This window comes from Moorena sp. SIO3H5, from assembly GCF_010692395.1.
Classification (GTDB): domain Bacteria; phylum Cyanobacteriota; class Cyanobacteriia; order Cyanobacteriales; family Coleofasciculaceae; genus Moorena.
In genome coordinates this window covers 1-10,933 of sequence record NZ_JAAHHS010000266.1, presented here as the reverse complement: position 1 = coordinate 10,933, position 10,933 = coordinate 1, and the positions used below count along the sequence as shown (strand labels likewise).

Here is a 10,933-nt window from a genome sequence, read left to right as displayed (position 1 = left end):
CCCATCTGCCTCTAGAAGATGCGAAGGCTGTTATATTAAAGATTTTGTCTCAAACAAAGGGTAATGGCTAATGGGTAATCCATAATACCTGAGTTCGATAGCCGTGATTGGTTGACTCAGATCCCCCTCAGCGAGAGAATGTGCAGGGAATCAGTTAATGCTGTGCATGAAAAAATTCCATATGAGCCACATTTTTATTAGAGGAGAATCAACAATGAAGCGATTTATATTGCTGATCACGGCAACCCTATTCTTTGCCTTTCAAATTGCAGTGGGCAGTTCAGCAGCCCTTGACCTGTCTGAAGACCTGCGCACCGTACCTTCCAATGAAGCAGGTGACATGGTGGTGATGAGTAACAAAGAGATTGTTAAAGGCTTACGCCTGTTTAACGCTGTATGTTCTCAATGTCACAAGGGTGGTTACACTAAAACTGACCCTAACGTTACTCTTGGTGCTGAAGACTTAGAATTGGCAACACCACCCCGTGATAACCTGGAGGGTATCATAGACTACATGAATAATCCTACCACCTACGACGGGGAAATAGAGATTCCTGAATTTCATCCAAGCACTAAGAGTGCTGATGTTTTTGTCTATATGAGGAACGTCTCCCAAGATGACCTCCGTAATATGGCTGGTTATATTCTCTATGAGATCAACCAGAGACCTGATACATGGGGTTGTGGTAAGGTCTGTAACTAATTACGTTTGTTTGTACAGAAGTTAGGAAGCAGCAAGCGAAAGGCTTTATGCTTATTTAAGCAGCAAGGGCAGAGGCTTCTTCTTTTGGCAGTTAGGGCTTAGGGGTTAGAGCTTAGGGGTTAACCAAAATCAATAACCCTCGCTTCTTTAACTAGACCTGATTCGCTAATAGAAGAAGCCGCTGCCCTGTTGCTCAATCAGTACATATCACTTTAAATACTCAATGCTCCGTAGATTATTAGACTTCTTTGAGAAGTCGGGAACAGTGGACAACAATTCACGGCAACAGTATCAAAAAACTAGTTTGGCAAGAGGTCTATTCCTATCAATCCGTTATTTGCTAGTGGTTCTGGTGTTCTGCTTAGGGACATGGACGGTTAGTTCACCAGCCCACGCTGCGGTTAACCAATATGTCAGGCGCTACCTAGATGTGGCAGAACCTGTAGCGATCGCTGTAGATGGCAAAGGAGAGACTAAGCAGTTTGACGGCGAAGACTTGTCCGTTGGTCAAAACTTATTTTCCAAAAATTGCCAGAGGTGTCATGTGGGAGGAGCTAATATCATTGATCCCACTGTGTCTCTATCTCTGGAGAAGCTAGCTAACGCAACACCACCTCGGGATAATCTCAATGGTATAGTTGCTTTTATGAGGCAACCGATGACCTATGATGGTACCGAGGAAAGCTTCTGGTGCCGTGAAGTGGCAGAGAGTTGGATGCCACAGGAAGAAATCGAGAAATTAGCGGCATTTGTGATCAGAGCAGCACAGAAAGGACCAGCATGGGGCACTGAGGATTTATTCTAATCCTGGTCATTAAGTTAGGGAACAGGGAATCGGGAACAGGGAATCGGGAATCGGGAATCGGGAATCGGGAATCGGGAATCGGGAATCGGGAACAGGGAATGGTAAATAGGAAGAAGCAGAGATAAGGAAAGATTACTACACCAGTTGCTGATATAACTCCCCATCTCCCCATCTCCCCATCTCCCCATCTCCCCATCTCCCCACACCTCCCGCGCCCCCGCCCCACCCTCCTGATGCCCGATTCCCGACTCCCTCAAACCAAGTTAGTAATCACCGGCTCGAATCTCTTCATTAGCTGCTTCTTGGGCTTTTTTCATAGCATTTTCTAAGGATTGCTCACCCAGTAAGGTACTCAGAAATTGATTATCGAAATGGGTTTGAATGGTTGGCAAGGTTTCCCCAGCTTGCCAAATGGTTGCATAGGCGGCTCCTTTAATAAAAGGAGCATAGAGGGGATTGTTTTTATAGCCTAATTCCGATAACACAGAGACCCGAGAAGGTAGTACTAGTCCGGCTTTTCCCCAAGCTTTCATTCCTTCTTTGCCGGTTAGATAGGAAATGAGTTGCCAAGCTGCTTCTTTATGTTGAGCTTGTTTATTCATCACATAAGCAACGGTATAAGCCATTGTTCCTTTTTTACTACCTAAGGAGGGAACTTCAGCGGTGGCAAATTTAATGTTAGGAAATGTATCTTTGAGATAAGGAATAGCCCAGCTACCTTCCATTACCATTGCGGTTTTACCTTGACCAAACATTTCGCTACCAGAACTAGCGCCAACGTCTGAGGGTAAGGCAGCAGACTGGTAGTTTCGGTATAGGTCAATGACAGTTTTAAGACTTTTAAAAGTTTCAGAAGTAGCAAAGGAAGCGTAGCCATTATTGTCAAATAATTTACCGCCAAAGGCTTTAATTAAAAAATAGAGACGAGCCAGCTCCTGATTAATTCCTAAACCATAGCGTTCATTCCTACCATCGCGATTCTTATCAACGGTTAGTTTTTGGGAATAATCCCGTAATTCTTGCCAAGTTTGGGGTGGTTGAGTTAAATTAGCTTGTTTGAATAATTGTTTATTATAAAAAAGGGCAAGGGTGGAAAAATCTTTAGGCAATCCGTAGATTATGCCATTATATTGGAATGCTTTAAACAGAGAGGGTTCAAAGTCACCTACATCAAAATTATCAGTGCGCTTAATGTAGTCATCCAAAGGCTCCAATACATCATGACTCATTAGTAATGGGGCTTCATAGGCATCTAAATAAAAGACATCTGGAGCAGCATCACCAATTAATCGGGTTTTGATCACATCCATGTATTGACCAGTGATGACTTCAAGCTTAACCTTTATCTTGGGATGTTTAGCTTCAAATTCTTTTAGTACTTGCTCTAGTAATTGTTTTTCAGTAGGGCTGCTTTGCCAACCACCGAGAGTGACGGTGGTTACTCCATCTAGGTTACTGCTTTGACAGGCTATAATGCAGAGAATTATCAGCGGTAAGATTACCCATGTTGACAGGATTTTCTTCATTTGTTGAGGGTTGACGGGTACATTGAAATTGATATAGCCTATTTATCTTACCGAAAAAATTGGGTAATCGCGCCCCGTCCTTATAGGACGGCTTTCTTTTTAAGCTAAAACTTGACAGTTTTCACAAAACGTGTTAGTTTATTAATATAAACAATAAAGTAAAAAGCTAGATAAATACTATCTAATCAATAAGTAGGCAACGTAAAAAATATGTACGAGATACATATTGCGTAATTTGGTCTAACGACTTAAACGTCTATGAAAAAAGTTAGGTTAAAAAAGTATCTATCTATTTATAAAAAAGAAAGGTACGGTGGGGCACACCGAAACCTAGATCCATTATCTAAACGATGCGCGGAGATTCGGCCTCTACTCAATCTGGTCCCGACCTGCTATACGCAAGTTGAGTCGTTGATTAAAGAATCCCCGTTCTTATAGGACGGGGAGTGTCAATAGAGAGCAAGACCGATTATGATCAGAGTGTCTGACCAATTGAGAAATCCTAAAACACTGATTAAGGTAACTGGTTGGCTACTGTTGCTACTGACTGGCCAAACAGTTATGGCGGGTCTGAGGCCAGCTACTGCCCAAACTTCACCAGAACCGAGATTTTTTGGGGAGCCTCTACCAACTATGACGCCATCTTCTCTACCATCGGTTAACACTCCCCCTTTAATTTTGCCGACTGCCTCACCTAATCGCTCAAGGAATACACTTAATCCACCTGAGTTAAACGTTAACGACACTAATCCATCAATAACTAATCCATCAATAACTAATCCATCAATAACTAATCCATCAAGACCCATCGCTAATCTCTATCGGGTTGATGTGGTGGGTGATAGTTATTGGTTGTTATCCCAAGTACAAGACATTGAACCACAAGCATTTGTGCGCGAGGGAGAGGGGGTGATTCAAGCGGGGACATTTATGGATCGCTACAATGCTCAGTCCCGTCTGCAGGCTTTGGAAGCTTTGGGAATTCCAGCGCGCATCACAACCATTGAAGCACAAGCCTTTGATGGTGGTGCCACAAATCTGAGGAACATACCAACTTTTTCATCCGATGGCTCGATCACCTATGGCTCCCGTTTGGTGTATCCAGAAACAGGATTAGATTTGGCGAATCGTGGTGCTGTGAGTTCTGGTTCTAATCCAGGGGATTCAGGAGAATCCAGGGGTAGGAGCTATTTTGTGGCTATTCCTGGAAATGCTCAGAGGTTACCAGAGATGGTAACGGAATTGGTTAAAATTGGGATTGCCCAGGATTTAGTGAGCCAACGAGATGCCCCAAGAGGTAAACATGTTGCTGTTGGTCCGTTTAAAAACCGGGGGGAGGCAGAACGTTGGAGTAATCGTTTGCGCTCTGCTGGTTGGGATGCACGGGTGTATTTTAGTCGGTAGGGGCAGAATGAAGAATTAAGAATGTAGAATTAAGAATGTAGAATTAAGAATTAAGAAGGCAAAAGGCAAAAGGCAGAAGGCAAAAGGCAAAAGGCAGAAGGCAAAAGGCAAAAGGCAGAAGGCAAAAGGCAAAAGGCAGAATTCTAAATTCCAAATTCTAAATTGATGGAGTCTGAGAATCGGCGAGAAGTAATTGAGCAAGTGGTGGTAACTGCTGAGCAGATGCGTCAGATTGAAGGGCGCATCTTTGAGGCGGGGATGCCTGTAGCAGCTTTGATGGAAAAGGTGGCAGGATTGATTACTCGCTATATTCAAAATCTTTATCCCTGGGCTGAGAATAGGCGAGTGGGTGTGTTAGTTGGTCCTGGTCATAATGGGGGGGATGGGTTAGTTGTTGCTCGTGAACTTTATTTACAGGGGTATGAGATCCACATTTACCTTCCTTTTTCTAAACTGAAGGAATTGACTAACTACCATGCTCAGTATGCGGTTAGCTTGGGGATTCCTTTTTATGAAGAGATTGAACCGCTGTATGAGTGTGACCTGATTATTGATGGTTTGTTCGGATTTGGACTGACGCGATCGCTTTCTGGGAGTATCGCTGAGGCGGTTGAGCTGTTGAATCAATGGTCACAACCGGTGGTGAGTATTGATTTACCTTCGGGATTACATACTGATACTGGGGAAGTTTTGGGCATCGCGGTTCGGGCTACCCGGACATTGTGCTTAGGCTTGTGGAAGTTGGGGTTTCTGCAAGACCAAGGGTTGGATTATATTGGTGAAGCTGAGTTAATCGATTTTGGTATTCCCCTCAAGGATATTTGGTCAATTTTAGGTGAGCCACCAGATTTGGTGAGAGTTACCAAAACTGTTGCGAAACAGTTTTTACCTTTACCTCGCCCTAAGGTAACTCATAAGTACCAACAAGGACATCTGTTGCTGATTTGTGGTTCCAAACAGTATTCAGGGGCAGCAATTTTGGCGGGATTAGGGGCTCGGGCTAGTGGGGTGGGGATGCTTTCCATGGCAGTGCCGGAGTCTATCAAACTGCTAGTGGTCAGTCACTTGCCAGAAGCTGTGGTAATTGGTTGCCCAGAAACGACGGCGGGTGCTATTGCATTGTTGCCTGAATTAGTGTTAGAGAAGTTACACCAACCCTTTGGTAGCGATCAGGCTTCAAATCAGACTTATAATGCGATCGCTGAAAGCGGGGCTTCGCCCATCGGCAAAGCCCCGCTTTCAGCGATCGCATGTGGTCCTGGTTTAACAAAGGATGCTAAGGATCTGGTGCAAGGGGTTTTAGCTGCCCAATGCCCAATTGTTTTGGATGCGGATGGTTTAAATATCCTGGCGGAATTGATCACTATTCCGACTTTGTTGAAGCGTCGAGGCCAGACAGTGTTAACCCCTCATGTCGGGGAGTTCCGACGTTTATTTCCTGATTCCGCAGAACTGTTACCGGATCGAGTCCAGGCGGTGCAGAAGGCATCTCAACTGAGTCGGTCTGTGGTTTTGTTAAAAGGAGCTAGGAGTGCGATTGCAAATCCTATGGGCTCGGTGTGGCTGATTCCTGAAAGTACACCAGCTCTAGCCCGAGGTGGGAGTGGCGATGTGCTCACGGGACTAGTGGGAGGCTTGATGGCTCAGCCAGTTCTGTCTGAGCATCCATTGGAGGCAATAGTGGCAACGGCAGCCTGGTGGCATGCCCAAGCTGGTATTTTAGCGGCTCAGGAGCGGAGTGAATTGGGGGTCGATGGGGGGACCTTGGCGGATTTTTTGATGACAAGTGTTAACAAATTAAACCTAAAGCTTTCTCTTTAATTTGCTCTTCGTCAATCTTTTCTTTGAGTTCACTATCTGTATATCTGCCTTCTAAGGCTTCTAATGCTGCTTTTTTTAGGGCTGTCTCAAAGGCATCGGTTATAATTTCTAATAATTCCTCTTGATTGGCATAATATCCCCCTGATGTTCGCCGTTTGTTCACTCGTTTAATATTTTTGCTGGCATTATAAATCGAAAATTCCCAAGAGCGGGTAGTGCGTTTTTCTACGTCTTGTTTTATTAAATGTAATAGTAATATGACTGCATAGCTATAAATTTTATTTAATTTATCCTCCCTTGACATTTCTTCTAGTTCATCAACAATTTCTAAGGCTTTATGATAGTTCCTTTCTTTAATGAGTTGACGTAATAATGTTAATTCTTCCATGTCCTGGGTTGATGGGAGTAGGGAATAGGGAATCGGGAGTCGGGAGTCGGGACTATGAAAAAATTATAGCTATTAATTTATCATAACTACTCTAGAAGAGCCGACTTTTTTAATTAAGCAGCTATTATTCGAGCACTTCATCAGCCATGTGCACAATCTCTCTATACAAGCGATCGCTCACTCTAAATCCGGCTTGATTGATTAGATCATCGACAATCGGTTTCACTGCTGTAATCAATCCCTGTTTCTTGGCAGCTAAAAGCAATCCCAGAATACCTGTAAATTTTAATCCAAACCGAGATGCAATTACTCTTGCCTGATAATCATCAATCAGTAATCGATTGGCGTTGAGTTCAATTGCTAAAGCGATCGCTTCAGATTCTCCTGCATCAATTTCAAGCCTAAGTTCTGCAACCAAGCTACGATTCGTAGCTTGTCGAGTCTGAATCCAGGATAGAGTTTGCACTTCTTTAGACCCTGGAACCTCGTATGGTAGATCTACCATCTCATTGTAAACCGCTTGAGGAATTATCAACACTCCATAGAGCTGCCGCAGTATATCAATTTTTTGAATCGCTGATAAATTAGTAATGGGTGATGTGTTACTAACCACGATCATATATCGCCCAATTCCTTCAATGTTTGAATGTCTTGTTGAAAATCTTCACGGTCATAATTGATACAAATGCTCCGATTAGAGAGTGCTTGTTGAAATTCAATTAGGTGCATCCCAGCTAGCTCACGGGCTTTACCAATACTAATTCTTTTCTGTTTATATAGCATAATGGCAATCTCAAGCTTTAAATCGGCTGCCGATAGTTTAGCAGCTTGCAACAACTCATCAGAAATTACAACACTCATAACTGACTCAGCATTCTAAACCCATTGTTTTGATTGTAGCTCAATGGTTCCCTATTCAGAAGCGTCAACTTACCATTGACTCTGAACAAAAAATTGATACTCTATGATGCATTTTCTCCGATGATTTTAGTCTATAGCGGTTTTCATTTATTGGCTTTTGCGATCGCTAGCCAACGCCCTTCGGGCTAATCGCCTTTGGCGCGGCAACGCCTATCGCATAAGCCATCTCTGAAGTATCAGCTACTGAGCCAATCGACCCACAAAGTCTTGATGTGCCTTTGAGTCTATCCCCTCCTGGAGCACTGCTAATACCCGTTGCATTTCTCCAGCTAGTAACGGCTCTACTGCCAACTGCAATCCTGGAAACACATTACTGCTCAGCACCCCCAACTGATCTGGCTGCTGCTGGACATACTCCCCTACATCCAATTCATACCAGCGAAACTGTTGCTCTTGCACCAGCCAAACTAAATACTCCTTTACTCCATTGCGCCGGTAAGCCCGTAGCTTGTCATGGAGGTCGTAGGAAGCACTACTGGCCGCAATCTCGACAATCAACTCTGGTGCTCCTTCTACATAGTCATCGTCACTAATGCGGGACTGTCCACCCTTTTGTTGATCAATGCGCAGAATTGCATCCGGTTGGGGCTCATTATCAAAATCCAGCCGCACCGTAGGATTGTCTCCCAACATCACACCGGGGGTAGCCGCTTCATAGACCCCTAGCCAGGTAATCATTTTTCCATGGGGATTGGCATGTTTCGTGATCCTGACGGGAGATGCCACGTAAACTACTCCTTCAATTAATTCCGCTTTCTTGGTATCACGCATTGCCTGGTATCGTCGTTCAAATTCCCCCCGAGTTAAGCGATCGTCGTTTTCGAGAATAGGCAGTTTACACATAAGCTAAAGCGAATAGGGAATAGGGAATAGGGAGTAGGAAATAGAGAAGACTGTTCCTCCCCTAAATTGACCAATCCTGTATAGTGAGTCCAGGTATTTTATCAAAATCTCGCCTGTTTCTTGTCAAGAGAATACCCTGGTAAGCAAGAGCGATAGATCCAATGCGTAAATCTTGAGTGCCAACGCGAATACGTTGCGATTTGAGTGCTTGGTAAGTATCGCGGGATTTTTGATTATACTGAAGGGTATTAAATTCCGACAGCAGCATCACCGTTTCTACCAGCCTTTGATAAGCATTTGAGAGCATAATTCCATCTTTAGCTTCAGCAACTTGAGCCAAACGACCCCTTAATTGTTCTTCAACATTGATACCAGTTGTTGTCAATTCCAGCTGAGAGGCTAACAGGCGTGAAATAAGTACTGGGTGATTCCGTCCATAAAGACTGAGGTGATCCGTGTCTAAAATGTAAATCGTCATCACTCATCGGTTACTAAATTTGATTCTTCCCGGATCACAGTTATTGAACTCTCCACGGGTTGAAACCGCGTGGATTCTAAGAGTCGTGTCGTTACGCGGGTTAAAACCGCGCTGCACGACGCTTCACGATACGATCTAGATAACGAGTCCAATTTGTATCGTTGTGGCAGGTTCAAGTCTGCTCTACCGACCTCGGCTAGGGAGAACCCTAGCTGTGTCGCTACTTTCCTAAGAATATTGCAAGCTCCATTGCAGTCGGCGTTAATTAATGCGCCTTTCCCTGACTTATAAAGACCACGCTTTACTCTTTTTCCGCTAGGTTTCCACCCCAAGCCCGAAGGGCACGCTTCGCGAACGGGTTTCGCACCAAGTACAGGTAGAAAATCACGATCTAAGAAGCTGGCTTTACTGGTATAACTTTCCTCTGTCTGAACAAATTTGATACCGTGTTCAAGGCACAACTGCTCAATTTTATTTTTCAACTTAGCAGTAGGAATTTGCACGAACTGCTGGTTATTCCTTTTTCCAATGTTAATACTGTCTTTGTTCCGCTTGTTCCATCCAAATACGACTGTACTAACTTCATTCCTTTGACACCAGTTGACGATAAACCTAGCTACTTTATTCACATTATCGCGCATCTGCCTGTTGCGCTTTTCAGTCAAAGAGGCTAACTGATCATCCCAGTAGTCTTGGGCTTTCCCTTTCTTGATCGCAGCTACACGTTTGTTGTACCACTGGTTTTGAGATTTAACTTTTTTGCCATCTATAATAAATGACTTACCTACGTTAGAGACACAAGTTAGCCAGTTACTGAGACCTGGATCAATACCTAAAACATTATTCGTTGGTGCGATTGGCTCAACATTTTCTCTCTCGTACACAAACTCTAGATAAAAACAGCCATTCCTAGGGACAAATCGATATTCCTTTATCAACTTGAAATCGATATTGGATGGCATCGGAAGCAAGAAGTGGTCAATTCCAAACCAAGCTTTAACCTGCTTTCCTAAAGTAAATTTTAGTTGGCCTAGACAACGTTTCACCCATCGAGCAGGATAACTAACGATAGCTAAGCCGCCCTTTTTCCGGTATTTCGGAACTCTAGGCTTGTCTGTCAACTGCCCTTTGTCGTACTTCTTCTTGAGGGCTTTGTAAGACTTAAAAGATTCAACAACTCCGTGCAGTGTTTGCTGAGCACATGCCGATCTCATGGCTTTAAAGTGGACGTTAGTCTTCATGACTTTGTCCAACTCGGCATTATTAAGGTATTTGCCATTTTTGAATAACATTTGACGGCAGTAATACAAACCGCAATTGGTAAGCTTATTAGCCTCCGAGCAAATAAACTCTATGACTGCCTGATTCTCCGGCGTTGTAGTTATTAGGTGCTGCTGACATCCGTACATCTTGTTGCTCCCTTTTTGTTTATATTATTTATTGAATATACGTTCAATATCAACATCTATGAGTGCAATAACTGAAAATATTTTCAGGACAAATCCACATTCGGTAACATTGCTGAATTACCACTTTGTCTGGTGCCCTAAGAGAAGGAAGTCTGTACTCGTCGGGAAGGTAAAAATGAGATTACAAGATATTATTTTTGATTTATGCGCAGAAAACAACTGGCGATTGATCGCCTTAGAGATAATGCCAGATCACGTCCACATGTTCTTGGAGGTAGATCCTACTTTCGCTCCATCAGTAATAATCATGCATAGTAAAAGGGCGAGCTTCCCATCATCTTAGAAGAGAGTTCCCTGAACTGCTAAAACTCCCAACTCTTTGGTCTCCTAGTTATTTTTGCTCAACTATAGCCATCCTAAATAGGTTGTGGCAAAATTCCATACTTAAAAAGTTTGGGAAAATCAAATATTTGACCATCAGTAAAAAACTTGAATAACCATTTTACTCTTTTAAAAGAACTGCAAATATGATAAAATTTCCTCAGAAAACTTTTTCCTTGTAACCAAATATCTTCTACGGGATTTTGTTCCGGAGCATTAGGAGCAAACTTTGTACAAGTTATTAGCCAGTCTTC

General features: G+C 43.3%; 13 protein-coding genes and 2 pseudogenes. 5 read left to right on the top strand and 10 right to left on the bottom strand.

Annotated elements, in window-relative coordinates; translation table 11 throughout:
* Positions 1-214: 214 nt before the first annotated feature.
* Together psbV and psbV2 are read left to right on the top strand one after the other, a co-directional pair.
* Positions 215-703, top strand: a complete 489-nt coding sequence (psbV, locus tag F6K52_RS24425; RefSeq protein WP_293084047.1) for a photosystem II cytochrome c-550 — start codon at positions 215-217, stop codon at positions 701-703.
* A gap of 223 nt (positions 704-926) precedes the next feature.
* Complete coding sequence (psbV2, locus tag F6K52_RS24420; protein WP_293084044.1) at positions 927-1,508, top strand: photosystem II cytochrome PsbV2; 582 nt, start codon at positions 927-929, stop codon at positions 1,506-1,508.
* A gap of 14 nt (positions 1,509-1,522) precedes the next feature.
* Here psbV2 and F6K52_RS24415 read toward each other — a convergent pair whose 3' ends face one another.
* The 3 genes from F6K52_RS24415 to F6K52_RS24405 form a co-directional block, all read right to left on the bottom strand.
* Positions 1,523-1,696, bottom strand: coding sequence for a hypothetical protein (locus F6K52_RS24415; protein ID WP_293084040.1), 174 nt, complete (start codon positions 1,694-1,696; stop codon positions 1,523-1,525).
* Positions 1,697-1,771: 75 nt separating this feature from the next.
* Entirely contained in the window at positions 1,772-3,034 is a 1,263-nt protein-coding gene (locus F6K52_RS24410; protein WP_293084037.1) for an ABC transporter substrate-binding protein, read from the bottom strand.
* Between the two features lie 449 nt (positions 3,035-3,483).
* Positions 3,484-3,843 (bottom strand): hypothetical protein, encoded by a 360-nt coding sequence (locus F6K52_RS24405; protein ID WP_293084034.1) that lies wholly within the window; start codon positions 3,841-3,843, stop codon positions 3,484-3,486.
* 25 nt (positions 3,844-3,868) lie between these two features.
* On the opposite strand from F6K52_RS24405, the gene F6K52_RS24400 reads away from it, so the two are divergent.
* Positions 3,869-4,438, top strand: a complete 570-nt coding sequence (locus F6K52_RS24400; protein WP_293084031.1) for a hypothetical protein — start codon at positions 3,869-3,871, stop codon at positions 4,436-4,438.
* A 165-nt stretch (positions 4,439-4,603) separates the two neighbouring features.
* Positions 4,604-6,259 (top strand): NAD(P)H-hydrate dehydratase, encoded by a 1,656-nt coding sequence (locus tag F6K52_RS24395; protein WP_293084028.1) that lies wholly within the window; start codon positions 4,604-4,606, stop codon positions 6,257-6,259.
* Here F6K52_RS24395 and F6K52_RS24390 read toward each other — a convergent pair.
* The 6 genes from F6K52_RS24390 to F6K52_RS24365 all read right to left on the bottom strand — a co-directional run bounded on the left by F6K52_RS24390 (position 6,228) and on the right by F6K52_RS24365 (position 10,298).
* Entirely contained in the window at positions 6,228-6,647 is a 420-nt protein-coding gene (locus F6K52_RS24390; protein ID WP_293084025.1) for a DUF29 family protein, read from the bottom strand. The two genes, F6K52_RS24395 and F6K52_RS24390, sit on opposite strands and share 32 nt — an antisense overlap.
* A gap of 124 nt (positions 6,648-6,771) precedes the next feature.
* Complete coding sequence (locus F6K52_RS24385; RefSeq protein ID WP_293084022.1) at positions 6,772-7,266, bottom strand: DUF3368 domain-containing protein; 495 nt, start codon at positions 7,264-7,266, stop codon at positions 6,772-6,774.
* Positions 7,263-7,508: a UPF0175 family protein gene (locus F6K52_RS24380; RefSeq protein ID WP_070396993.1), complete on the bottom strand. Its 246-nt coding sequence runs from the start codon at positions 7,506-7,508 to the stop codon at positions 7,263-7,265. Before F6K52_RS24380 ends, F6K52_RS24385 begins: the two co-directional genes overlap by 4 nt.
* A gap of 240 nt (positions 7,509-7,748) precedes the next feature.
* Complete coding sequence (locus F6K52_RS24375; protein WP_293084019.1) at positions 7,749-8,411, bottom strand: Uma2 family endonuclease; 663 nt, start codon at positions 8,409-8,411, stop codon at positions 7,749-7,751.
* Between the two features lie 61 nt (positions 8,412-8,472).
* On the bottom strand, positions 8,473-8,889 hold the full coding sequence (locus tag F6K52_RS24370; protein WP_293084016.1) for a type II toxin-antitoxin system VapC family toxin: 417 nt from the start codon (positions 8,887-8,889) through the stop codon (positions 8,473-8,475).
* Positions 8,889-10,298, bottom strand: a complete 1,410-nt coding sequence (locus F6K52_RS24365; RefSeq protein ID WP_293084013.1) for a transposase — start codon at positions 10,296-10,298, stop codon at positions 8,889-8,891. Before F6K52_RS24365 ends, F6K52_RS24370 begins: the two co-directional genes overlap by 1 nt.
* A 58-nt stretch (positions 10,299-10,356) precedes the next feature.
* Here F6K52_RS24365 and tnpA point away from each other — a divergent pair.
* A pseudogene (gene tnpA, locus F6K52_RS24360) lies at positions 10,357-10,795 on the top strand (IS200/IS605 family transposase).
* On the opposite strand, the pseudogene F6K52_RS24355 reads toward tnpA, so the two are convergent.
* A pseudogene (locus tag F6K52_RS24355) lies at positions 10,715-10,933 on the bottom strand (IS630 family transposase); the annotation flags it as partial. The pseudogenes tnpA and F6K52_RS24355 overlap by 81 nt on opposite strands.